Source organism: Telluria sp. PB2R4, from assembly GCF_059685695.1.
In genome coordinates this window covers 1-24,050 of record NZ_JCASIC010000017.1, presented here as the reverse complement: position 1 = coordinate 24,050, position 24,050 = coordinate 1, and the positions used below count along the sequence as shown (strand labels likewise).

The following is a 24,050-nucleotide window of genomic DNA, read 5'->3' as shown; positions in this document are numbered from 1 at the left end:
GGCGATGGTCCTTTTTACTGTGCCAATTCGTGCGGGAAGTATTTGATGACGCAGTCGATCGGATTCGGCGCCGCCTGGCCAAGGCCGCAGATCGAGGCGTCGCGCATCACCTGCGACAGCTCGCCCAGCAGCGCGGTGTCCCATTGCGGCTGGCGGATCAGGTCGAGCGCCTTGGCGGTGCCGTTGCGGCAGGGCGTGCACTGGCCGCAGGACTCGTCCTTGAAGAAGGCCAGCGTATTGCGCGCTGCGGCCACCGCGCTGTCGCGATCGGACAGCACGACCACGGCGGCCGAGCCGATGAAGCAGCCGTAGGGCTGCAAGGTATCGAAGTCGAGCGGGATGTCGCCCATGCTCGCCGGCAGGATGCCGCCCGAGGCGCCACCCGGCAGGTAGGCGTAGAAGGCGTGGCCATCCTGCATGCCGCCGCAATACTCGTCAATGAGTTCCCGGATCGTGATGCCGGCCGGGGCCAGCTTGACGCCCGGCTCGCGCACCCGGCCCGAGACCGAGAACGAACGCAGGCCGCGGCGGCCGTTGCGCCCGAAGCCGGCGAACCATTCGCCGCCGCGCTCGAGGATCTCGCGCACCCAGTGCAGCGATTCGAAATTGTGTTCCAGCGTCGGGCGTCCGAACAGGCCTACTTGCGCCACGTAGGGCGGGCGCAGGCGCGGCATGCCGCGCTTGCCTTCGATCGATTCGATCATCGCGGACTCTTCGCCGCAGATGTAGGCGCCGGCGCCGCGGCGCAGGTGAATCGGCGGCATGTTCGCCACCGGCGGGTCAAGGCGCAGCTTGTCCAGCTCGCTTTCGAGCATGGCGCGGCAGCCGTGGTATTCGTCGCGCAGGTAGATATAGATGGCCTCGATGCCTACCGCCCAGGCGGCGATGAGGGCGCCTTCGAGGAAGCGGTGCGGGTCGCGTTCGAGGTAGACGCGGTCCTTGAAGGTGCCCGGCTCGCCTTCGTCGATGTTGATGGCCATCAGGCGCGGGCCGGCTTCGGCACGCACGATGCGCCATTTGCGGCCCAGCGGGAAGCCGGCGCCCCCCAGGCCGCGAAGGCCGGAGCCTTCGAGGGTGCCGATGACCTGTTCGACGTCGTGCTTGCCGGCGGCGCAGGCTTGCAGGAGCGCATAGCCGCCAGCCTCGCGGTAGGCCGCGTAATCCACGTAATGTGCCACGGGCTCGCTTGTTTCCCCGGCGCCGACCCTGGCCAGCACCTCGTCGGTGCTCGCATGCGGCACGGCGCGCTGCCCCACCACCGCCACCGGCGCCTGTTCGCAGCGGCCGACGCAGGGCGCCTCGAGTACCCTCACCTCGCGTCCGAGCAGCGCCGGGAGCCTGTCCAGCAGCTCCCGGGCGCCCGCCATCTCGCAGGACAGGCCGGCGCAGACGCGTACCGTCAGCGCGGCAGGCGCGGCCTCGCCTTCCTTCACCAGGTCGAAGTGGTGGTAGAAACTGGCGACCTCGTAGACCTCGGCCTGCGCCATGCGCATCTCCTGCGCCAGTGCTGCCAGGTGGCTGCTGGCCAGGCAGCCGTAGCGGTCCTGGATCTTGTGCAGGTGCTCGATCAGGAGGTCACGCTTGCGCGATTCCTGGCCCAGCAGCGCCTGGACGTCGGCGAGCGCCTGCGGATCGACCCGGCGGCCTTTGGGAGCTTCGCGCTTGCGCTGGCGGCTGGCGCCGGCACTGGCGACGGCGATCGGGATGATGGGGTGGTTCATGGTTGTCCCAATTGTTCGATGTGGGTTGATACCTTGTTGAATGCAGCCCGGCGCTGCACGATGGCGCCGGGACTGCAAGCCGCTAGTTGAACATCGCCGACGCCTTCTGCAGCGTCACCCAGATGCCGAACATCAGCGGAATGCCGACCGCCATCCAGGCAAACGCCGTCACGGCCGGATTGGCGGCGGCGGCCGTGCCGCGGCCGGCGCCGCGCGTGCCGCTGGTGGCGGTGACTTCACGCTCGCGCGCCAGCTTTTTCTCGGCCACCAGTTCATCGTCGGTCATGAAGTGGCGGTCGTCCAGCGGCTTGATCATCGCATTGAGCCCGATGCCGATCACGACCAGTCCGGCCAGCACGTACATCGTCACGTCGTAGGCCTGCGCCTTCGGCACGCCATTGGCGATCTGGTACTCGCGGAGGTAGTTGATCAGGAGCGGGCCGACCACGCCAGCCGCGGCCCAGGCCGTCAGCAGGCGACCGTGGATCGCGCCGACCATCTGGGTGCCGAACAGGTCCGCCAGGTAGGCCGGCACCGTGGCGAAACCGCCGCCGTACATCGACAGGATAATACAGGTGCAGCCGACGAACAGGGCGAGCTGGCCGGCGTGGCCGGCGGACGGAATCGACACGTAGAGGATGAAGCCGAGGATCAGGAAGACGAAATAGGTTGCCTTGCGGCCGATATAGTCGGAGCACGACGCCCAGCCGAAGCGGCCGACGATGTTGAACAGCGACAGCAGGCCGGTGAAACCGGCGGCAATTGCCGCGATCTGGCCCTTCTGGGCCGCGTCGAGGTCGTTGATGCCCACGTCGAGGCCGATCAGGCGGCCGCCGAACACTTCCTGCAACAGCGGCGATGCCATGCCGAGGATACCGATGCCGGCCGAGACGTTCAGGAACAGCACGCCCCAGATCAGCCAGAACTGGGGGATGCCCCAGACCCGGCTGGCATGGACGTGGCGCGCGGTGATCATGGTGTTGCCGCTCGCGGCCGGCGGGGTCCAGCCTTCCGGCTTCCAGCCGGCGGCGGGCACGCGGTAGGTCATGGCGCCGGCCACCATGAAGACGAAATAGATCGCGGCCAGGGCGAGAAAGGTTTCCCAGACGCCGACCGAGGTCGGGGTAGCGAAGTATTTCATCAGCCTGTCGGCCAGCGGTGCGCCGATCACGGCGCCGCCGCCGAAGCCCATGATGGCCATGCCGGTGGCCATGCCGCGGCGGTCCGGGAACCATTTGATCAGCGTGGATACCGGCGAGATGTAGCCCAGCCCCAGACCGATCCCGCCGATGACGCCCGAACCGAGCCACATCAGCCAGATCTGGTGCGTATACACGCCGAGGGCGGAGATCACCAGCCCGCCGCACCAGCACAGGGCCGATACCAGGCCGGCCTTGCGTGGGCCGGCGTGCTCGAGCCAGCCGCCGAACAACCAGGCCGCCAGGCCCAGGAACACGAAGAACAGCGTGTACATCCAGCCCAGCATCGAAATCTTCCAGTCGCAGGTGGTCGCGAAGATCTGCGCCATGAATCCCATGTCGGCCGGGCAGGCCAGCGATTCGGTGATGCCCAGCGCTTTCGACAGCGGCAGCCAGAACACGGAAAAACCGTAGGCCATGCCGATGCACAGGTGGATCGCGAGCGCCGCCGGCGGCACCAGCCAGCGATTGAAGCCCGGCCCTGCGATGGTATGTTCCTTGTTCAGAAAACCTAATCCAGCCATGTCCCCTCCGAAATAGTTATTTATTTGAATATGCTTTAAAAAGCATATTTTTTCGTCAATTTTGTTATTTCGAGCGAGGGTATCATGGTGCTTTTCCGCGTGAAATAGGCTATTTTCAGCATATGCTCAACATCCACATCCGTCCGCACTGGGAGATCAGCCTGAAGGGCGAGCGGCCGCTCGATACCGCCGATCTGCTCGGCCTGCTGCTGGCGATCCAGGACACCGGCTCGATCGCCCAGGCCGCGAAGTCGGTGAAGCTGTCCTACCGCTATGCCTGGGGCCTGCTGCGCGCGGCCGAGGAGCTGTTCGGGCAGCAGTTGCTGCAGACCGGACGCGGACGCGGCACCGCCCTCACGCCGCTGGCGCAGAAGCTGGTGTGGGCCGACCGCCGCATCGCCGCGCGCCTGTCGCCAACGCTGCAAAGCCTGGCCTCGGAGCTGGAAGTGGAGCTGGCGCGTATCACGGGCGCCGCGCCGCGTCCGCTGCGGCTCGATGCCAGCCATGGTTTCGCGGTGGCGGCGCTGATGGGCTGTATCGACCGCGATGCGCTGCCGCTCGATTCGCGCTACCGCACCAGCACCGATGCGGTGATGGCGCTGGCGCGGCGCGAATGCGACCTGGCCGGTTTTCACGTACCGTCCGGGCGCTTCCAGGCGGCGACGGCCGGCTGGTACCTGCGCTGGCTCGACCCGGGCCTGCACTGCCTGGTGAAGGTGGCTGGCCGCGAGCAGGGCCTGATGACGGCGCGCGGCAACCCGCTCGGACTGCATGCGCTGGCGGACCTGGCGCGACCCGGGGTGCGCTTCGTGAACCGCCAGGCCGGCTCCGGCACCCGCATGCTGCTGGAAATGATGCTGGCTGCCGACGGTCCGCCGCCGGACACGATCCAGGGATTCAACAGCGCCGAGTTCACCCATTCGGCGGTGGCTGCCTACATCGCCAGCGGCATGGCCGATGCCGGCGTCGGCATGCGCGCGGCAAGCGCCCAGTTCAAGCTGGAGTTCACGCCACTCGTCGACGAGACGTATTACTTCGCGCTGCGCCAGGACGCCCTCGACGAACCCGCCATGCGCCAGCTGCTGGAGCTGATGCGGGCACCGTCCTACCATGCGATGGTGGACGCGCTGCCCGGCTATGACGCGCGCGGCACGGGCGAGGTCGTGTCCATTGCCGAGGCCTTTGCACTGCCGGCCTGACTCGGCCCGCAGGAATCAGCGGCGCCGCTTCTTCCAGCTGTATTCCGGTCCCGTCACGTCGACGCCCGGATGGCCGACCAGGTCCGGATGCTCGGACGACATCGTGATGAAACGCACCCCTTCGCCCTCGCGCTGGCGCTTGCGCAGGGTTTCCATGTACTGCATCGCCTCCACCATTTCCGCGGTCTCGAACAGCTTCTCGTGGGGCGTGCATGCGTCGGCTTCGACGATTGTCCAGTACACCATGTACATCATTGACCTCCTGTTGCCTATTGTGGCCGCAGTCGGCATGCCGCGGCGCACCGATCACCCCGTTTCGATGCCTCTGGAAACTCTCACTTAGCAGAAGTTAGCCTCTGAACCTGGGAAAATGAGTGCAAAAAGTAGGACTTGTCCGAAAAAGCCTTTATATGTGCGCCATTTCACACAACTCGTCGCACCTGCCAATTAGGCTATGCCCTGTCTTAACAAATAGCGGGTCAGAAGATGAACACTCAGATGCAGTCCCAGCCGGACCAGTCTCAAGAACTCGCATTGTGGGGAGGACTCGAGTGCACGGTGAACCGTGTGCGCGATAATTATTTCAGCCAGATGGAGCGCAATGGCCACGCAGAGCGCCTGCAGGACATCGAACGCTTCGCCTCGCTCGGCATCAAGGCGATCCGCTACCCGGTGCTGTGGGAGCGCACCGCCCCCGACGGCATCGACAAGGCCGACTGGACCTGGTCCGACGAACGCCTGCCGGCCCTGCAGCAACTGGGCGTCACGCCCATCGTCGGCCTGCTGCACCACGGCAGCGGTCCGCGCGACACCAGCCTGGTGGATCCCGCCTTTCCCGAAAAGCTCGCCGAGTACGCCGGCGCGGTAGCCCGGCGCTACCCATGGGCCGAGTACTACACCCCGGTCAACGAGCCCTTGACCACGGCGCGCTTTTCCGGCCTGGCGGGCGTCTGGTATCCGCATGGCAGCGACGAATCCACGTTCGTGCGCGCCCTGATCAACGAATGCCGCGCCACGGTGCTGGCGATGCGCGCGATCCGCGCAGTCAATCCGGATGCCAAGCTGGTCGGGACCGACGACCTGTCGAAGACCTACGGCACCCCCGAAATGGAGGAAATCACCAGCTTCTTCAACGAGCGCCGCTGGCTGGGCTGGGACCTGCTGTGCGGGAAGGTGGACCAGCACCATGCGCTGTGGAGCTACCTGCTGGAGTCGAACGCCAGCGAGGAAGAGCTGCTCTGGTTCCGCGACAACCCCTGCCCGCCCGACATCATCGGCGTCAATTATTACGCAACCAGCGAACGCTGGCTCGACCACCGTCCGGAACGCTATCCGGAAAACCGCCGCCATGTCTACCGCGGCGTGCCGCATGCCGACATCGAGACGCCGCGCGCGCTGGCCACGCCGACGCCCGGCATCGCGCCCCTGCTGATGGAAACCTGGGAACGCTACGGCCTGCCGATCGCCATCACCGAAGCGCACATCGACGCCAACCGCGAAGACCAGATGCGCTGGCTGGTGGAGATCTGGAACGCGGCGCGCAGCGCCCGCCAGCAGGGCGCCGACGTGCGCGCCGTGACGGTCTGGGCCCTGCTCGGCTCGTACGACTGGAACTGCCTGGTCACCGAATGCCGCGGCTACTACGAGCCGGGCCCGTTCGACGTGCGCAGCGGCGAACCGCGCCCGACGGCGGTGGCCACCCTGATGCGCGAACTGGCGACCAGGCGTCCGCTGAGCAACCCGGTGCTGCAGGGTGAAGGCTGGTGGCGCCGTCCGGGCCGCTTCTTCTGCAAACCGGTAGCGACCCGTACCGCAGTGGCGGACATCGCGATCCGTAGCCAGTTCAAGTCCAGCATCGTTCAGCCGATCCTGATCACCGGCGCCACCGGCACCCTCGGTTCGGCCTACGCCCGCATCTGCAAGACGCGCAACCTGGCGCACCACGTCTTGAGCCGCCAGGAAATGGACATCACCGATCCTGCCTCGGTCGAAGCGGCCATCGTGCGCTACAAGCCGTGGGCGATCATCAACGCGGGCGGCTACGTGCGCGTCGACGAGGCCGAGGACGATGCCGAGCGATGCATGCGCGAGAACACGCTCGGGCCGACGATCCTGGCGCTGGCCTGCATCCGCCACCAATTGCGCTTCATGACCTTCTCGACCGATCTCGTGTTCGACGGCGCCAAGGGCAGGCCGTATGTCGAGTCGGACGCCCCCAATCCGCTCGGCGTCTACGGCCGCAGCAAGGCCGAAGCGGAACGGAGCGTGCTCGACGCCGACCCGCAGGCCCTGGTGATCCGAACCAGCGCCTTCTTCGGGCCGTGGGACCGGCACAATTTCGTCACGCAGGCGCTGGGCGCCCTGGAAGCCGGGCAAGCTTTCCAGGCGGCGGACGACATGACCGTTTCGCCGACCTATGTGCCGGACCTGGTCAACGTCTCGCTCGACCTCCTGATCGACCGCGAGCGCGGTGTGTGGCACCTGACCAATGCCGAGGCACTGTCCTGGGCCGAGCTGGCCAGGCGTGCCTGCGATGCGGCGGGGGTGGATGCGTCCGGGCTGGAAGCGGTGCCGAGCGAGCGCTGCGGCCACCAGGCGCGCCGGCCGGAGTTCAGTGCGCTGTCGAGCGAGCGGGCATTGATGCTGCCGTCGCTGGACGATGCGCTGCGCAGGTACCTGGAAGCGCGGCAGGACGTCGCGCACGGGCGCGATGCGGAAAGGCCGGGGGAAGCGGCGCATTACGCCAGCTGATTCGTTAGTACCTCGTCTTTCGTAGGGTGGGCAGGTTTCCTGCCCACGCGTTCAGTCCACGCATGCACTGATTGAACGCGTGGGCGGCGAAGCCGCCCACCCTACGGGTTTTACGACTGTTCATCCGCCGCCACGAACTGCAACCGGTACAAATTCGCATACATCCCGTTCGCATCGAGCAGTTCCGCATGCGTGCCCTGCTCGACGATGCGTCCATGCTCCATCACCACGATCCGGTCGGCCCGCTCGATGGTCGACAGCCGGTGGGCGATCACGATGGTGGTGCGGTCCGACATCAGGGTCTCCAGCGCTGCCTGCACGGCGCGCTCGGACTCGTTGTCGAGCGCCGAGGTGGCTTCGTCGAGGATCAGGATCGGCGCATCCTTGTAGATCGCGCGCGCGATCGCCACGCGCTGGCGCTGGCCGCCCGACAGGCGCATGCCGTTCTCGCCGATGCGCGTCTCGACGCCGTCTTCCAGCTTGGCCACCACATCCGTCAGGTGCGCCGCCTTCACGGCTGCCGCCAGGCGCTCGTAGTCGATCTTCTCGACGCCATACGCGATATTGGCCGCCAGGGTATCGTCGAACAGCACCACGTTCTGGCTCACCATCGCCAGCTGCGCGCGCAGGCCGGCCAGCTTGATGTCCTGGTAGGGCACGCCGTCGAGCAGCAGGCGGCCTTGTTCCGGATCGTAGAAGCGCGTCACCAGGTTGACAAAAGTAGACTTGCCGCCGCCCGAGATACCCACCAGCGCCACCGTCTGCCCCGGCTGCACATCCAGCGTCACGTCCTGCAAGGCCGGGTTGACCGCGTTCGGATAGCGGAACGAGACGTTCTCGAAGCGCAGGTGGCCCTGCGCCCGGCCCGGTTCGCGCGTGCCGGTGTCGACTTCGGCCGGCGCGTCGATCAGGCCGAACACGGTCTCGGCCGCCGCGATCCCGCGCTGCATCGGGCCGTTCACTTCGGCCAGCGACTTGAGCGGCGTGAGCAGCATCAGCATCATGGTCACGAACTGGGTGAACTCGCCCACGGTCATGTCGGCCTGGATCGCCAGCACCACCACCAGCGACAGCGCCAGCGACGTGGCGACCTGGGTGATCGGCGTGGTGGCGGCAAAGGCCACGGTCATGCGCTGGGAGAAGCCGCGCAGCGCTTCGCTGCGGGCATGGAAGCGTGCGCGTTCGTAGCGCTCGCCCGAGAACACGCGGATCACCTGGTGGCCGCGGGTGGCTTCTTCCACCACCTGGGTCATCTCGGCCGTCACGCGCTGGTTCTCGCGGTTCAGGCGGCGCAGGCGGCCGGTGGTGGTGCGCACGATCACGGCGGTCAGCGGGATCACGACGATGGCCACCAGGGTCAGCTTCCAGTTCAGGTAGAGCAGCGTGCCGAGCAGGCCGATCACCACCAGGGTATCGCGCACGCAGGCAACGAACACCGACTGCAGCATGTCCACGACCTGGCGCACGTCGCCCACCACGGTGTTGATGATCTTGCCGGTCGACTCTTCGTGGAAGCGCCCCACAGGCAGCCGCAGGACGCGGTCGAAGACCATCGCACGCAGGTCGTTGAGCACGCGGCTAGTGACCCAGTTGTTGAGGTAGGCGGTCGAGAAGGTGCCGATGCCGCGCAGGACGAAGATCGAGACCAGCACGCCCGGAATCCACCACAGGCTGAACGGGACCTTTTCCTTGAAGCCGAGGTCGAGCAGCAGCTGCAGGGCCTTGCCCAGCAGCGGCTGGGTGGCGGCGGTGAGCGCCATCGACAGCAGCGCCAGCCAGGAACGCGTCTGGTAGGGTTTGACCACCGCCAGCAGGCGCTTGATGATGACTTTATTTTCCACGCTGTTGTTCCATTTCGTCTTTCGCAGTCAGGCAGAAGCCCATCAGCAGGGCCACCATGAGCACGTAGAACATGCTGCCTTTCAGGGACCAGAAAATGACTTCGGTGAGGCCGAAGGCGAAGTAGCTGAGCACCACCAGCATGCCGGCCAGGGCCGGCGCGAACTGCGGCATGCCGCGGCGGGCGCCGTGGACGCCGCGTCCGACCGTGCGCGCGAAGAAGGCGAAGGGCATCGCCAGGATGCCGAGATAGGCCAGCAGGCCGAACACGCCGCCGGTGGCCTGCGCCTGCAGCAGATCGTTGTGCAGATGGTCGAAGCCGAGGACCACGTCCTGGACCTCGCCCTGTTGCGCCAGCGCGCGCAGCTCGGCGCGCACGCTCAGCGGATCGCGCCCGAACCACGGCCGCTCCGCGATCATGTGGCTTGCGCCCTTCCACAGCTCCAGGCGGATGCCGACATTGGAGAAGGCGCTGCCGCCGTCCATCCAGGTCTGGACGTCGTGCACGCCCTGCCCGACCCGCTCCTGCACGCCGAAGGCGGGAATGAAGAAGGTCGAGGCGAACAGCGCGAAACTGCCGATCAGGAGCAGGCGCACGCGCCGGCTCTGCAGCAGGCGCGCATAGGTCAGGAACAGGATGGCCGCCAGCACCAGCGCGATCCAGCCGCCACGCGTGCCGCTCATGACCGTGGCCGCGAGTCCCGCCAGCGCGCCGAGCGCCGGGAAGATCGCCTTGCGGGTGCTGTGGCGGTAGTCGATGGCGGCCGCCAGCGCCACCAGCGCCAGGCACAGCGCGATGTCGCCGAAGGTGATGGCATTGAGCCAGCCGCCCGGGCGCTCGATGCCCTGCACGAGGCGCTGGTAAGCGATGAAGGGCAGCGCGGCGAGCGCGCCGGCGATCACGCCCCACCATAGGGTCGCCCGTGCCGGCCGCGCCAGCACCACCAGCATGGCGGCGCTCAGTCCCAGCAACATGCGCGAGGGCTTGTCGAGGTAGTGCAGGGTCGCGTCCGGACGTACCAGCACGTACGCCAGCGCCAGCAGGAAGTAATAGCCGAAGGCCGCCACCACCCAGCGGATGTCGCGCCAGTGCGGCGCCATCGCCGCCCACGCCTTGCGCGGCATGCACACGGCGACGAGCACGAAGATGAGGCTGCTGAAGCCGATGCCGGACGGGGTGATGAGGCTAAGGAAAGGGAACAGGAAAACCAGGAAGCCGATCCAACGCTGCATCGGCACCCCGATTTTCGTCTGATTATTGTTCATTCATGTTCTTGTGGGATATTCTTGCAGACCCTGAGCCGTGTTCAATCGGTGACAACCAAGCGAAACCCATGCAGCAACAAGATCTGAGCATCTCTGTCGTGATCACCACATACAACCGCCCGGACGCACTCGAAGCGGTCGTGGAAGCCTGTTTCATGCAGGATGACAAGAATTTTGAAATCATTATCGCTGATGACGGCTCGACTGCCAACACGCGGGACACCATAGACCGCCTGCGCGCACGCTCGCCGGTACCCGTCAAGCACGTGTGGCAGCCGGACGAGGGCTTTCGCGCCGCCATGGCGCGCAACCGCGGCACGCTGGCGGCAACCGGCAACTATATCATCTTCCTGGACGGCGACTGCGTGCCGCAGCGCGACTTCATCAAGCGCCACCGTGCGCTGGCGCAACCGGGCTTCCTGGTGTCGGGCAGCCGCATCCTGCTGAGCCAGGCGCTGACCGAACGCGTACTGCGCGAGCATATCGACGTCGCCGGCTTGCCCGTGCTCGCACGCCTGCGCTACCGCCTGCGCGGCGACATGAACAAGGTGCTGCAGACGATGCTGCGCTGGCCCGACGCCGGCCGCGTGCGGCGCAAGTTCAGCTGGCGCCGCATCAAGAGCTGCAACCTGGCCGTGTGGCGCGCCGACCTGGACAAGGTCAACGGCTTCGACGAGAGTTTCGTGGGCTGGGGCCACGAGGATTCCGACCTGGTGGTGCGCCTGTTCCATGCCGGCGTACTGCGCAAGGACGGCGCCCTGGCCACCGAGGTGCTGCACCTGTGGCACCGCGAGGCCAGGCGCGACGAGGAATCCAGCAACCGCCAGGTGGTGCTGCAGCGCGCCGCCGACAAGACCGTCCAGGCGAGCCAAGGGCTGCGCGAGCACGCGGGCGAGGCGCTTCAAGAGCAAGGACGGTCGGATCAGCGGTGAAGATGTCGCTGACGACCGGATTCTTCGCAAGGGCGCGCGCAGCGCAGTGCGGATGTCTTCGTGGCGGGGCGTTCATTGGATCGCGGTCGGCCAGCGAGCCGGCACGCTGAAGTATTCGAGCTAGCCGAGCGCAGGATGGCGCTTGATGCTGGCCCGAATGCCGAGTGGCTACCCGGTTCGACGTTCATTCGCTTGAGAGAACGCCAGCTATTCTGCAGAACGCACCAATCGCCAAGCCGATATCAGGCGACACATAACTTACTCGACGCACACAGCAAATAGGCTTCCAGGTCGCGGATGCCTAGCGGTTTGCTGAAAAGGTAACCCTGGTAGATCGTACAGCCGTGCATTGCAAGAAACTGCCGCTGGTATTCGGTTTCCACACCTTCCGCAATCACTTGCAAACTCAGGCTTTTTCCCAAGGCGATAATAGAGCGGGTAATCACCGCCGCATTGGTATCGGTCACCACGTCGGAAACGAAGGAACGATCGATCTTGAGCTGATCGAGGGGCAGGCGCCTCAGGTAGGACAGCGACGAGAAGCCGGTACCGAAGTCGTCGAGCGAAAAACTGACACCAATAGCTTTCAGTGCCGTCATTTTCTCGACCGTTGCGTCGGTATCGGTGACCAGGGAGCTTTCGGTCAGCTCCAGCTTCAGCCGGCGCGGATTGGCTTTGGTACGGCGCAGCGTGTCTTTTACCTGGTCGACGAAACCAGGATGCCTGATCTGGTGCGCGCTGAGGTTGACCGCGATGGTCAACGAGCGGGTAGTATCGCACCGCTCCCACACGTGCAGTTGCTGGCATGCCTGTTCGAGCACCCACGCCCCACAAGAGATGATCAGGCCGGACGTCTCGGCCACCGGGATGAACTCGGCTGGTGAAATCGGCCCGCGCGTCGGATGATTCCAGCGCAGCAATGCCTCGACGCCCAGCATGCGGCCTGACTCCGAGACCTGGGGCTGGTATGCAAGGTGTAATGCGTCGATCTGCAGAGCAAGGCGCAGTTCGTTCTCCAGCTCTACCCGCGAGTGGATTGCCTTCTGCATCGCGGTGTCGAACAGCCGCAGGGTATTGCGACCAGCGGACTTCGCTTCGTACATCGCGATATCGGCACGCTTGAGAACTTCTGCCGCGCTGTCGCGCCCGCAGCGAAAGTAAGCCAGGCCTATGCTGGCAGACCCGCTGTGCACATCGCCATCGATGTCATACGGTTCGTTCAAGCTCTGCAACACATTGCGCCCGACCGACATTGCTGCTTCAAGTTCACCACCCAATCCGGTCATCAACACGACGAATTCATCACCGCCAAAGCGCGCGGCAATATTTCCGCTGCCAATCGCGGCAGCGATGCGCTGTGCCGTCTGGCGTAGCAACACGTCGCCAATATCGTGTCCGCGGGTATCGTTCAAGGTTTTAAGCCGATCCAGATCGATCCACAGCAACGCGCCTTCTTCGCCGGTGGTCCTGCCGCTGTCGAGGAAAGCCTGTAATTCGTTTTCGAGCATGAGCCTGTTTGGCAGGCCCGTCAGACGGTCCGTAAAGGCGAGCTTGGCGACCTCATTTTCGGCAGCCTTACGCCGGGTAATGTCGGTAATGATCGAGAATACCGAGTCCGGCTTTCCGCTCGTGTTTCGCACCAGGGTAGAGTTGATCTCCAGGGTCAGTTCACGGCCATCGGCAAAACGCTTGTTCATTTCGCCCTGCCACTGTCCATGTTCGAGCAAGTACCTGCAAAGCGTGTTGAAGCGCTCCTTGTCATCGTAGACAAGTTGACCGATGGAGGTGCCAATGACCTGGTCAGCGCTCAAGCCATACAGCTGCTCTGCGCCCTTGTTCCAGAACGTGATGCGATGGGCCGCGTCATGCACGACGATGGCATCTTTTGCTTTATTGAGCAGTGATGCCTGTTCCGAAATCCGGGCGTCCGCAATCTGACGCTCCAGCTCGGACGCAGCCCTGGCAGCGAAAATCTGGATGGTCTGCGTCACGAATTCCAGCTGCGTTACCGCGCCCTGGAACAGGACAAACAGAAGTCCGTGCGGACGTCCATCGACAGTGTCGAGTCGGCATCCGACGTAGCCGCCCATGCCCAGGTGTGCGGCACCGGAAGCGGGATAACAGTCCGACACATCGTTGATGACAACGCAACTTGGCGATGCAAGCAAGCGCTCGCAAGGCGAGCCTGCGATGTCATAGGAGAAATTGGGAACTACTTCATTCCTTACTACGGCGGTGACGGTCTCGACTGAAGACAGGTCTGCTCCAAACCGGGCGACAAAGGCGCCATCGCCGCCGACCGCAAGCGCCATGTTCCGTGCGAATTGTGAGAAGAAGTTGTCACCGGAACTCGCCGAGACCCCGGCAACGATTTTTACGGCTGCCGATTCAATACGCTTTCGCTCTTCCCTCGATCGTATGGCGGCGATACCGAAAGCAATGTTTTCAGCCAGCGTCTGCAGCAACTGGACTTCTTCGGCATCGAATGCGCCGGGTGTGCCGCTATGGATGCTGATGGTACCAAGCTGCTCGGAGGCATGGTTCAAACGAAGACACAGGCCATCGCGTCCATCCGAAGTCGGCGGTGTCCCGGCACATGCCAGAGGTGTGATGCCAGGTGGGCAGTATGCAAACATCTGCGTCGGCTTGGAGCTAGCGTCTTCCGCAAGCGTAATAGAAGCTGCCTGGTAACCTCCCGTCTCGACAATCATTTCGCAGATATCGGCGAGCAATTTGCTCTCATCGGCTTGCCGTATCAGCCTCTCACTGCATTCTTTCATGATTCGAAGCGCACGGCTCAGACGTTCCAGATGCATTTTCGACTGCCTGCGTTCCGTGAGGTCGGATACCCCGCCAACGACGCGAACGGCGCGCCCTTCCGGATCACGGATAATGCTTGCACGATCCAATACCGGCGCAAACGTCCCGTCGACGCACTGGAGCCGATATTCTGCGGACCACTCCTCGTCAGTGGCGACAATCGCCGCATGGAGACTCGCCACAACCGGATTCCTGTCCTCTGGATGCACGAGATTGGACCAGCACGCGAATTCGGTATCCGTCGAATCCGAAGGCAGAGCGAACGTTCCGCGAATATTCGGGCCACGCCACATTTCGTTGGTTTGCGGGTTCCAGTCCCAGATATTGTCATTCGTTGCGTGGGCAATCCACTTGAAGCGCTCGTTTATTTCCTCGAGTTTCGCCTGCATCTGCCTGGCAGCGGTGACATCCATGATGAAGCCCTGAAGTGCAACAATGCTTCCATCTGGCCGTCGAATAGCATGCCCGTATTCGTTGACGATCTTGATAGCGCTGTCGACGGTAACGATACGATAGCTGAGAACAAAGCTGTCACCGGACTGGAGTGATCTTTCGACTTCTTGATGGATACGGTCGCGGTCCTCGACATGAATGATTCGCACATAACTCCGTCCGGCCAAGCCGAGGAACGCCTCCGGTGCATAGCCAGTCAGTAACTCAACCCCAGCGCTGATATACTGAATTGTCCAGTCAGAATCGTTCAGGCAGCGATAAGCAGCTCCAGGATATTCTCGAAGCAAGGATTCAAGAACGGGGAGAGAAGAATTCATATGGATACACCTGTTGCCGCGATTGATATGGAAACGCTACTAAAATATTCCGGCACGATGTAGTCGACTACCGGGTGCAGCACTCCTGAATGCGGGTTTTAGGAGCGCTGCACCTCTTACTGTTTGCGGCTAGAACTGTTCCCAATCACCTGCACCAGCGAGGGCCGCTTTCGGAGGCGCCTTGCTTACACCCGCTGAAGCTCTGCTATTCGGCCCCGAAGCCGGCCGCGCAGGCTTTTTCGCCAAAGCCGTCCTGGTCACGACTTTTGCCGGGCTCGGCAAACTTTGCGGAATGTCTGCCTGACGCGCGTTATCGAGCTTGAAGACACTCACCACCTCAGCCAGCTGAGCAGCCTGCTCCTGCATCGATTCGGAGGCTGCTGCCGCCTCTTCGACAAGCGCTGCATTTTGCTGCGTCACCTGGTCCATTTCAGCAACTGCCTGGTTGATTTGCTCGATGCCGGACGTTTGTTCCTGGCTTGCCATCGAAATCTGCTCGATGATGGCTGTCACCTGGCGTACGCTGTCGACAATCTCGTGCATGGTAGCGCCGGCCTGCGTGACCAGTTTGCTGCCATTCTCTACCTTGTCGACCGAGTCGCCGATGAGCAGTTTGATTTCTTTCGCCGCATTTGCCGAGCGCTGGGCGAGCGTCCGTACTTCGCTCGCTACGACGGCAAAGCCGCGACCCTGCTCGCCCGCACGGGCAGCTTCCACTGCCGCATTCAGCGCCAGGATATTCGTCTGGAATGCGATCCCATCGATGACGGTGATGATGTCGACAATCTTCTTGGCGGACTCATTGATCTGTTCCATGGTGCCCACCACTTCGTGGACGACCTCGCCGCCTTTCACCGCCACCGCCGATGCCTTCGCTGCGAGCGTGTTTGCTTCACGTGCGTTCTCTGCGTTCTCCTTGACGGTGGAGGTAAGTTCTTCCATTGACGAGGCGGTTTCTTCGAGCGAGCTGGCTTGCTGCTCGGTCCGCGAGGACAGGTCGAGACTGCCCGCTGCAACCTGGGAGGATGCCGTAGCGATCGTCTCGGTGCCGTTGCGTACCTGACCGACAATGTTCGCTAGGCTATCGCGCATTTGTTTCATTGCATGCAGCATGCTCGACTGATCGCCTGGCCTGATCCCGATCGCGACATTCAGGTCGCCGGCAGCAATCGCGCTTGCGATCCTGGCAGCTTCATTTGGTTCGCCACCGAGTTGTCCGGTCAGGTTACGCGTGATGAGAACGCCGAGCGCGACTCCCGCTGCAGCACTGCAGAAAGTCAGGATGAGCATCATCGACCGGCTTGCCTGATACAGTTCAGTCGTCTCGACGGAAGCTGCTTTTGCCCGCGCTTCCTTTTGTTGGGACAGGTGAGTCAGCACTTGGTCCAGGCTGTTGGCATGCTTGCGGGTTTCGGCCAGTGCCTGCGTTAGCGCTTCGCTACGTTGGGCCAGCGGCTCCTTGTCTGTCAGCGAGAAGACGCGGGCCAATTCGCTTTCGTAGCTGGCGGTTACCGTCGCGGATTCAGCGAACATCCGCTTGGCTTCTTCGGTGACAAAGAGCGGCTGCGCCTTGCCAAGGTAGTCCTTGACCGCAGCCAGATACTTATTGATATTGTTGAGGTTGGTTTCGCGCTCTTGGAGCGTCGTCGACAGCAAGTAATTGCCTCGCGCGCGTCCGGCATAAATAAGATTGATATTTGCTTCCTTGATATGCGATAGCCCGATGAGTTCGCGCTCATACATCGCGTCCGCCATATCGTTGATCTTGCCCATGTTAAAAATACCAATCATGGCAACGACTGCGCCAATCAAGGCCAGGATCAGGAATCCCGCGATCAGCTTGGTGCCAACTCTCATGTTTGCAAACATTTTTCCCTCGACTTTCGATGTTGTAATTACTTAAGCTGCAAGCTGATCGTTCAAATTAACTTCGGTAAGCGACATCAGTCGAACGATGTCGACGAGGACAAGCATGCGCTCACCCAACACGCCGATACCGGTCAGGTAACTGGCGTCGATGGCGTTTCCCATTTCCGGTGCAGGCCGAATATCCCCTTCGGACAGGAACACGACGTCCGACACACTGTCGACCACCATTCCGACGGTTGTGTGATCCATATTCAAGATGATGACCACAGTCGTTGCGTCGTATTTCGCGTCCGGCAGATTGAGCTTGATCCGCAAATCGACGATAGGCACGATCACGCCACGCAAGTTGACGACCCCTTTAACGAACGAGGGCGCATTGGCAATGCGCGTCACGCGCTCGTAGCCTCTGATCTCCTGTACGCACAGGATGTCGATCCCATACTCCTCCTTGCCGAGCCTGAACGCCAACATCTCCTTGTTCTCGGCTTTTTCGTCTTCCATGTGCTTTCCTTATAGTCGCAACACGGTGCACCGCTTTTGCACCGCCTTCACACAATCCTACACTTTGGTAGGAATAATCCTACGAAATGTTTCATAAAGAGTAAGGCATTTTTTAAAGATGTTGTCTTGCGCCAACATTGCGAGTCATCGCAACGTATGCGCGGCCCTAGACTACCAACGTCCATCGCATACAAAACTTGATCCAAATCAAATTCGATTTCCTATAGGAATTTTTATGCGCTTGAGCAGAAATCGATTACGAACGCATATGGGTACAAGCACGGTTATGCTTTTAGTATGCAAACAGATAACTTTCCGTGGTAGGCAGAGGCAGCACGGCATGCATAGATTGACCTTTCATTTCTGTCATGCAATCATCGTTCGATGTGCCAACTCCCCGGAAAGGAAGCCAACGTGCGTCGAACGTATGCATTTCTCCTTGCAGCAGTTGTCTCGGGCGTGGCCGCCGCCCAGGCTTACCAGCCCGATTTCGACCCTGCCAGACTGAAGGGTCCGGCAAAGGGTCCGGCCAACGAGGTGATGGTGCTCGGTTCGCCCCACCTCTCCTACTTCCCGAAGACCTTCGACCCGGCCACCCTGCGCGGTCTCGAGGACCGGCTGGCCGGATGGAAGCCGGCTGCCATCAGCATCGAGGCGCTGTCGGGTGCGCAGTGCGACCACGTGCGCCGTTATCCGGGCCGCTACAAGGACACGATCGCCTCCTATTGCTGGGATCCGGCGCCGGCCCGGCTGGCGACCGGCCTGGACGTGCCTGCGGCGACGGCGCAGGCCGAGCAGCTGCTGGCGTCCTGGCCCGCGCAGCCCTCGGCCGGCCAGCGGCGCCGCCTGGCGGCCCTGTTCCTCGCGGGCGGCGAGCGCGCATCGGCGGTCGTGCAATGGCTGCGCCTGCCAGAAGCCGAGCGACGCGCGGGCGATGGCCTCGACGACAAGCTGGTGGAGCTGCTGGACAAGCTGAAAGATCGCCGCGACGAAAGCTACCTGATCGCCGCCCGCCTGGCCGCGCGTCTCGGCCACGAACAGGTATTCGCGATGGACGACCACACGGCCGACCGCATGATCGCGGACGAGAAGGGCTGGGGCGATGCGATCAGGAAGGCCTGGAACAACCCGGCCGTGGAAAAGCGCCGCAAGGCTGGCGAAGCGCTGCAGGCCAGGCTGGCGACGCCGGAGGACCTGCTGGCCCTGTACCGCGCCTACAACGCGCCGCAGGAGATGCGGCTGGCCTTCGAGGGCGATTTCGGTGCGGCGCTGGAGGAGCCGTCGGCGCAGCGCTTCGGGCGCCAGTATGTGGGTTACTGGGAGACGCGCAACCTGCGCATGGCGGGGAACATCCGCGACGCGCTGACGCCGCGCCCGGGAAGCCGGATGCTGGTTGTCGTGGGGGCCTCGCACAAGGGGTATCTGGAGGCGTATTTGCACCAGATGCATGATGTGCGGGTGGTGGATGCGGGGCCGCTGTTGCAGTGAGCAGTTGTAGGGTGGGCGGCTGCACCGGGCGATGCGATTCATCCACACCGTTCATGCCGCCCACGCGTTCGACCGGCAGGTGAATAGCCGTTCCATCTGCTCAACAGGGAGTTGAACGCGTGGGCGGCATCCTAGCTGCGGAGTAAGCTGATCGACGGGTGGAGCCGCCCACCCTACGATCGTTCGTGGCCGTGGGATCGTTCGTGGCCAGCGCGGCGTGGGTCAGTATTCGACTGCGACATCCTTCGCCCCCAGCGTCAGCTCCAGCTGCTGCTTGAGCGTATCCGACGGCGCCACCCGCCAGTCGTCGCCGAGCTGCAGGATTGCTTCGACGCCCTGCGGCTTGATGCGCAGACTGACCGGCAAGCCATCCTGCTGGCGGTAGGGCTGCAGGATCTCGGCCAGCTTGCCCGGATTGAGGTCGCAGCCGACGTCCATCTCGAGCTTGAAGCCGTACTGGATACGCGCCGCCGCGATGTCGAACACCTTTTCGGCGGTGATGCGCAGGCCGCCGTTGAAGCGGTCTTCGGATACCTTGCCGACCACCAGCAGGAACTCGTCTTCCTTGAAGACGTTCTTGTTCTGCTCCAGCAGCTCGTTGTAGATGGTCACCTCGACCACGCCGGTCTTGTCGTCCAGCGCCACGATCAGGATCTTGCCGCGCTGGGTCATCTGGGTACGCACGCCGGTGATCACGCCGCACAGCATGCGCGGGTCGCGTGATGGCTCCAGGTCCTTCAGCTTGGTCTTGGCGAAGCGCCGCACCTCGGCGGCGTACGAGTCGAACATGTGGCCCGACAGGTAGTAGCCGAGCGCGATCTTTTCCTCGGCCAGCTTCTGGCGGTCGGTCCAGGGCGTCGCCTTCACGTATTCCGGTGGCGCGACCAGGTCGGAATCATCCCCGCCGAACAGGCTGACCTGGTTGGCGGCGGCAGCGGCCTGGCCGGCCGCTTCCATCGCGAAGCCGACCGTGGCCAGCAGCACCGAACGATCGACCCCGAAGGCATCCATGGCGCCGGCGCGGATCAGCGATTCGATGGTGCGGCGGTTGATCTGCTTGCGGTCCACGCGCATGCAGAAGTCGAACAGGTCCTTGAACTTGCCGCCATCAAGACGCGCCGCGATGATCGCTTCGATCGCGCCCTGCCCCGCGCCTTTCACGCCGCCCAGGCCGTAGCGGATGTTGGCGACCTGCTTGCCGGTGACTGACCTCGGCTGGCCTTCCGGGGTGAAGCGGAAGTGCGATTCGTTGACGTCCGGCGGCAGGATGGTCAGCCTGCAGACGTCGATCGCATCCTCGACCAGGATCTTGATCTTCTCGGTGTCTTCCATCGCCAGCGACATGTTGGCTGCCATGAACGCGGCGGTGTGGTGCACCTTCAGGTAGGCCGTGTGGTAGGACAGCAGCGCATAGGCGGCGGCGTGCGACTTGTTGAAGCCGTAGCCCGCGAACTTCTCCATCAGGTCGAAGATCTCGTCGGCCTTTTCGGTGCTCAGGCCATCTTTCGCCGCACCCGCGCGGAAGATCTCGCGGTGCTCGGCCATTTCTTCGGCCTTCTTCTTGCCCATCGCGCGGCGCAGCATGTCGGCGCCGCCCAGCGAGTAGCCGCCGACGATCTGCGCCATCTGCATCACCTGCTCCTGGTAGACCATGATGCCGTAGGTCTCGGACAGGATAGACTCGGTGCGCGGATCGGGGTAGTCGAATTTCTCGCCGTGCTTGCGCTTGCAGAAGTCGGGGATCAGGTCCATCGGGCCCGGGCGGTACAGCGCCACCAGCGCGATGATGTCCTCGAAGCGGTCGGGACGCGCATCCTTGAGCATGCCCTGCATGCCGCGCGACTCCAGCTGGAAGATCGCGACGGTCTTCGCATCGGACAGCAGCTTGTACGAAGGCCGGTCATTCAGCGGCAGGGTCTCGAGGTTGAACCCGGCGTCCTGCGGATCGAGCGCGCGGATGTAGTTCACCGCGCGGTCGAGGATGGTCAGCGTGGTCAGGCCCAAAAAGTCGAACTTCACCAGGCCGACGGCTTCCACATCGTCCTTGTCGTACTGCGACACCACGCCGGCGTCGCCGCCCTGGGTGTACAGGGGGCAGAAGTCGGTGAGCTTGCCCGGTGCGATCAGCACGCCGCCGGCGTGCATGCCGATGCCGCGGGTGATGCCTTCGACCTGCTGGGCCAGATCCAGCAGCTGCTTGACCTCTTCCTCGTTCTCGAGGCGCTCCTTGAGCAGCGGTTCTTCTTCGATGGCTTCCGCGATCGACACCTGCTTGCCCGGCTTGAACGGAATCAGCTTGGAGATGCCGTCGCAGAAGTTGTAGCCGAAGTCGAGCACGCGGCCAACGTCGCGGATCGCGCCTTTCGCGGCCATGGTGCCGAAGGTGGCGATCTGCGATACTGCATCACGTCCATACAGATCTTTGACGTGCTGGATGACGAGTTCGCGCTTTTCCTGGCAGAAGTCGATGTCGAAGTCGGGCATCGAGACGCGTTCCGGGTTCAGGAAACGCTCGAACAGCAGGTTGTACTTCAGCGGGTCGAGGTCGGTGATCTTCAGGGCGTACGCCACCAGCGAACCTGCACCCGAGCCGCGGCCCGGGCCGATCGGCACGCCGTTGTTCTTGCCCCACTGGATGAACTCGGCCACGATCAGGAAGTAGCCCGGGAACTTCATCTTGATGATGGTGTTGTTCTCGAACTCCAGGCGCGCCTCGTAGCGCGGGCGTGCCTCCTCGCGCTTGGCTTCGTCCGGGAACAGCTGCACCAGGCGCTCTTCCAGGCCCCGCTTGGTTTCAAGCACCAGGAAGTCGTCGATGCTCATGCCATCCGGCGTCGGGAAGTCCGGCAACTGCGGCTTGCCCAGCGTGAGGGTGACATTGCAGCGCTTGGCGATTTCCACCGAGTTGGCAAGCGCGCCCGGCAGGTCGGCGAACAGCTCGGCCATCTCGGCCTGCGACTTGAAGCACATGTTTTCGTTGAAGCGGCGCACGCGCTTGGCGTTGGCCAGCATCTCGCCTTCGGCGATACAGGTGCGCGCCTCGTGGGCGATGAATTCTTCCTTGTCCAGGAACTGGACCGGATGCGTCGCCACCACCGGCAGCTTGAAGCGCCCGGCCAGCGCCACCGAATGGCGCACGACCTGCTCCTGGTTGGCCTGGCCGGCGCGCTGGATCTCGATGTAGAAGTGGCCCGGGAAGATGCGCGCCCAGCGCGCGGCCGCGCGTTCCGCGCGCTCGATGTCGCCCTGTTCGAGGGCCTGGCCGACGTCGCCAAAGCCGGCGCCCGACAGCACGATCAGCGCGTTGGCCTGGTCGACCTCGGGTTCCAGCGTGGAGGTGGAGGTGGCGAGCGCCTCCAGCCACTCGACACGGATCTCGGCGCGGCCCTTGTACTGGTTGGTGAGCCAGGCTTTCGACAGCAGGTCGCACAGCTGCAGGTAGCCGGTGCGGTTCTTGGCAAGGATCAGCAGGCGCGAGGGCTTGTCGCGGTTCTCGTCATTGGTGATCCAGGCGTCGACGCCTACGATCGGCTTGATCCCCTTCCCGCGCGCCGCCTTGTAGAAGCGCACCAGGCAGAACATGTTGGCCAGGTCGGTCACGGCCAGCGCCGGCTGCTTGTCCTTGGCGGCGGCGCCCACGATGTCGTCGATGCGCACGAGGCCATCGACGATCGAGTATTCGGAGTGGACGCGCAGGTGGGTGAAAGTCGGGGAAGTCATCCCGATATTCTACCCCGGACGGCGAGTTTCGATGTTGTCAAAAGGCACGCGACTTCGGCACCCAGTGAAACCTGCCAGGGTCATTTCCATCACTGAAACGCCCAGCTGATGTATTCATAGATGTGTCGTTAAAACCTATATGGAATCATCTATGATTCCACAGAAATTTTATTGCACTTATAGATAGGTCCTTATGCACTATAATGACTTATCTATGGAGATGCTTAACGATGCCCAAGAAGCTGACCACTACCGAGACCTGGCCAACACTGGTACAGGAGCGTCTGAAAATATGGGGTAGCTGTATCCGTACTCAACGCCTGCGCCAGCGCATCACCGTCGCTGACTTGTCCACCAGATTAGGCGTTTCCAAGACTACCTTGCTTCGTCTTGAAAGAGGGGACCCGGGCGCCGGAGCCGGCGCTTATGTGACAGCGCTGCTTGCACTGGGCGTCGCTGACCGGGCAGTGCCGGCACTGCCTGCGGAACTGTGGCAGGGAGAGTTTGGTCAGCGTGTCAAGTTGAGCCAGCAGGAAAAAGGGGGCGCTGATGTTGAATATTTCTAAGCCTCTGTTTGTGTACCTTCAACGACCGGATACTGGTGAGTGGGTCACAGTTGGACGATACAAGAAAGGCCAACCGGGGGAAGGCGTTTTTTTATACGCTCCTTCCTACGTCGAGGCTGGGCTCAGTTGGCCTGTCGACCCGAAAAACCTGCCATTTTTGCCGGGTGAAGACGTCCGCGCGCCTCGATACCAGGCGTGGGGACAAGCCTTGCTGCGTCGGGAACATAATCTTCCAGTAGATGCCCCTCCCCTTCAGTACCTGCTAAAAGCCAGCAACCTCGACCGATGGGGGCTCTCGCCGTGGGACCAGGCAATAGACCGCCGGGCGCAACGATGAACACGCCTGCGCTGCCGCAACTCGATGAGATTGTCGAGGAGTTGGCAGCGCTTGCAGAACGCCGCCCCACCATACGCGCAAGGATGCGTGCCCGACTGGTCCAGACAGCCAGTATTGGCGGGGCGCGACCGAAAGCGACGGTGCGAGGGGAAGATGGAGAATTCTGGCTCGTAAAGCCAGAGGTCATGTCGGATGTGGCGAATATTCCCCTTCTCGAGCACCTGGGCCAGCAATGGGGCGCCGCATGCGGATTGAACTTTGCGAAGACGGCCTATCACCCTGCGGCAGGAGGCCGCAGCGCGGTTCGCGTTCTGCGGTTTGACCGCAATCATTTGCAGCGCCACATTTGCGTGAGCGCCGCCTCTCTGCTGCAGGCGGAATAACCAGGTCAACTGCAGACTGACCGCTGGAGCTATCCGTTCGTCCAAACCTATGCAAAGCTAGCCGTTGTTATCCAAAGCTGCCGTGCCGTTGGATTCCTGCTTCGCCGGGGCCGGTTTCGTCCCGCACTTGCGCGCAGGACCAGCGCCATCCCCTCCACAGGCAGT

Annotated in this window: 15 protein-coding genes; 6 read left to right on the top strand and 9 right to left on the bottom strand. The window is 63.1% G+C overall.

Annotated elements, in window-relative coordinates:
* Positions 1-14 precede the first annotated feature (14 nt).
* Together AC56LU_RS22115 and AC56LU_RS22110 are read right to left on the bottom strand one after the other, a co-directional pair.
* Positions 15-1,721 (bottom strand): NAD(P)H-dependent oxidoreductase subunit E, encoded by a 1,707-nt coding sequence (locus AC56LU_RS22115; protein ID WP_497177755.1) that lies wholly within the window; start codon positions 1,719-1,721, stop codon positions 15-17.
* An 82-nt stretch (positions 1,722-1,803) separates the two neighbouring features.
* Complete coding sequence (locus AC56LU_RS22110; RefSeq protein WP_497177754.1) at positions 1,804-3,444, bottom strand: OFA family MFS transporter; 1,641 nt, start codon at positions 3,442-3,444, stop codon at positions 1,804-1,806.
* Positions 3,445-3,566: 122 nt separating this feature from the next.
* On the opposite strand from AC56LU_RS22110, the gene AC56LU_RS22105 reads away from it, so the two are divergent.
* Complete coding sequence (locus tag AC56LU_RS22105) at positions 3,567-4,643, top strand: substrate-binding domain-containing protein (protein ID WP_497177753.1); 1,077 nt, start codon at positions 3,567-3,569, stop codon at positions 4,641-4,643.
* A 15-nt stretch (positions 4,644-4,658) separates the two neighbouring features.
* On the opposite strand, the gene AC56LU_RS22100 is transcribed toward AC56LU_RS22105, so the two are convergent.
* Complete coding sequence (locus AC56LU_RS22100) at positions 4,659-4,898, bottom strand: hypothetical protein (protein WP_497177752.1); 240 nt, start codon at positions 4,896-4,898, stop codon at positions 4,659-4,661.
* Between the two features lie 231 nt (positions 4,899-5,129).
* Between AC56LU_RS22100 and AC56LU_RS22095 the strand changes: the two genes are divergently transcribed.
* On the top strand, positions 5,130-7,394 hold the full coding sequence (locus AC56LU_RS22095; protein WP_497177751.1) for a family 1 glycosylhydrolase: 2,265 nt from the start codon (positions 5,130-5,132) through the stop codon (positions 7,392-7,394).
* A 110-nt stretch (positions 7,395-7,504) separates the two neighbouring features.
* On the opposite strand, the gene msbA is transcribed toward AC56LU_RS22095, so the two are convergent.
* On the bottom strand, positions 7,505-9,235 hold the full coding sequence (gene msbA, locus AC56LU_RS22090) for a lipid A export permease/ATP-binding protein MsbA (protein WP_497177750.1): 1,731 nt from the start codon (positions 9,233-9,235) through the stop codon (positions 7,505-7,507).
* Positions 9,225-10,499 (bottom strand): O-antigen ligase family protein, encoded by a 1,275-nt coding sequence (locus AC56LU_RS22085; RefSeq protein ID WP_497177749.1) that lies wholly within the window; start codon positions 10,497-10,499, stop codon positions 9,225-9,227. Before AC56LU_RS22085 ends, msbA begins: the two co-directional genes overlap by 11 nt.
* A gap of 68 nt (positions 10,500-10,567) precedes the next feature.
* Between AC56LU_RS22085 and AC56LU_RS22080 the strand changes: the two genes are divergently transcribed.
* Positions 10,568-11,431 carry a glycosyltransferase family 2 protein gene (locus AC56LU_RS22080; RefSeq protein WP_497177748.1) on the top strand — a complete coding sequence of 288 codons (864 nt, stop codon included), beginning with the start codon at positions 10,568-10,570 and terminating at the stop codon, positions 11,429-11,431.
* 242 nt (positions 11,432-11,673) lie between these two features.
* Here the strand turns inward: AC56LU_RS22080 and AC56LU_RS22075 are convergent, their stop codons facing one another.
* The 3 genes from AC56LU_RS22075 to AC56LU_RS22065 form a co-directional block, all read right to left on the bottom strand.
* Positions 11,674-15,021: an EAL domain-containing protein gene (locus AC56LU_RS22075; protein ID WP_497177747.1), complete on the bottom strand. Its 3,348-nt coding sequence runs from the start codon at positions 15,019-15,021 to the stop codon at positions 11,674-11,676.
* Positions 15,022-15,150: 129 nt separating this feature from the next.
* On the bottom strand, positions 15,151-16,890 hold the full coding sequence (locus tag AC56LU_RS22070; protein WP_497177746.1) for a methyl-accepting chemotaxis protein: 1,740 nt from the start codon (positions 16,888-16,890) through the stop codon (positions 15,151-15,153).
* Between the two features lie 30 nt (positions 16,891-16,920).
* Positions 16,921-17,391: a chemotaxis protein CheW gene (locus AC56LU_RS22065; RefSeq protein ID WP_497177745.1), complete on the bottom strand. Its 471-nt coding sequence runs from the start codon at positions 17,389-17,391 to the stop codon at positions 16,921-16,923.
* Between the two features lie 414 nt (positions 17,392-17,805).
* Between AC56LU_RS22065 and AC56LU_RS22060 the strand changes: the two genes are divergently transcribed.
* The gene (locus AC56LU_RS22060) at positions 17,806-18,879 is read left to right on the top strand and encodes a DUF5694 domain-containing protein (RefSeq protein WP_497177744.1); all 1,074 of its coding nucleotides are present in this window, start codon (positions 17,806-17,808) and stop codon (positions 18,877-18,879) included.
* Between the two features lie 222 nt (positions 18,880-19,101).
* On the opposite strand, the gene dnaE is transcribed toward AC56LU_RS22060, so the two are convergent.
* The gene (dnaE, locus tag AC56LU_RS22055; RefSeq protein WP_497177743.1) at positions 19,102-22,599 is read right to left on the bottom strand and encodes a DNA polymerase III subunit alpha; all 3,498 of its coding nucleotides are present in this window, start codon (positions 22,597-22,599) and stop codon (positions 19,102-19,104) included.
* Between the two features lie 230 nt (positions 22,600-22,829).
* Between dnaE and AC56LU_RS22050 the strand changes: the two genes are divergently transcribed.
* Positions 22,830-23,165 (top strand): helix-turn-helix domain-containing protein, encoded by a 336-nt coding sequence (locus tag AC56LU_RS22050; RefSeq protein ID WP_497177742.1) that lies wholly within the window; start codon positions 22,830-22,832, stop codon positions 23,163-23,165.
* 333 nt (positions 23,166-23,498) lie between these two features.
* Positions 23,499-23,885, top strand: coding sequence for a HipA domain-containing protein (locus AC56LU_RS22045; RefSeq protein WP_497177741.1), 387 nt, complete (start codon positions 23,499-23,501; stop codon positions 23,883-23,885).
* Positions 23,886-24,050: the final 165 nt, after the last annotated feature.

Bases quoted from the DNA above. Each gene is read 5' to 3' on its own strand.
- AC56LU_RS22065 (WP_497177745.1), bottom strand. From the start codon at position 17,391: ATGGAAGACGAAAAAGCCGAGAACAAGGAGATGTTGGCGTTCAGGCTC.
- AC56LU_RS22070 (WP_497177746.1), bottom strand. From the start codon at position 16,890: ATGTTTGCAAACATGAGAGTTGGCACCAAGCTGATCGCGGGATTCCTG.
- AC56LU_RS22100 (WP_497177752.1), bottom strand. From the start codon at position 4,898: ATGATGTACATGGTGTACTGGACAATCGTCGAAGCCGACGCATGCACG.
- AC56LU_RS22110 (WP_497177754.1), bottom strand. From the start codon at position 3,444: ATGGCTGGATTAGGTTTTCTGAACAAGGAACATACCATCGCAGGGCCG.
- dnaE (WP_497177743.1), bottom strand. From the start codon at position 22,599: ATGACTTCCCCGACTTTCACCCACCTGCGCGTCCACTCCGAATACTCG.
- AC56LU_RS22095 (WP_497177751.1), top strand. From the start codon at position 5,130: ATGAACACTCAGATGCAGTCCCAGCCGGACCAGTCTCAAGAACTCGCA.
- AC56LU_RS22050 (WP_497177742.1), top strand. From the start codon at position 22,830: ATGCCCAAGAAGCTGACCACTACCGAGACCTGGCCAACACTGGTACAG.
- AC56LU_RS22075 (WP_497177747.1), bottom strand. From the start codon at position 15,021: ATGAATTCTTCTCTCCCCGTTCTTGAATCCTTGCTTCGAGAATATCCT.
- AC56LU_RS22105 (WP_497177753.1), top strand. From the start codon at position 3,567: ATGCTCAACATCCACATCCGTCCGCACTGGGAGATCAGCCTGAAGGGC.
- AC56LU_RS22085 (WP_497177749.1), bottom strand. From the start codon at position 10,499: ATGAACAATAATCAGACGAAAATCGGGGTGCCGATGCAGCGTTGGATC.
- AC56LU_RS22080 (WP_497177748.1), top strand. From the start codon at position 10,568: ATGCAGCAACAAGATCTGAGCATCTCTGTCGTGATCACCACATACAAC.
- AC56LU_RS22115 (WP_497177755.1), bottom strand. From the start codon at position 1,721: ATGAACCACCCCATCATCCCGATCGCCGTCGCCAGTGCCGGCGCCAGC.
- AC56LU_RS22045 (WP_497177741.1), top strand. From the start codon at position 23,499: ATGAACACGCCTGCGCTGCCGCAACTCGATGAGATTGTCGAGGAGTTG.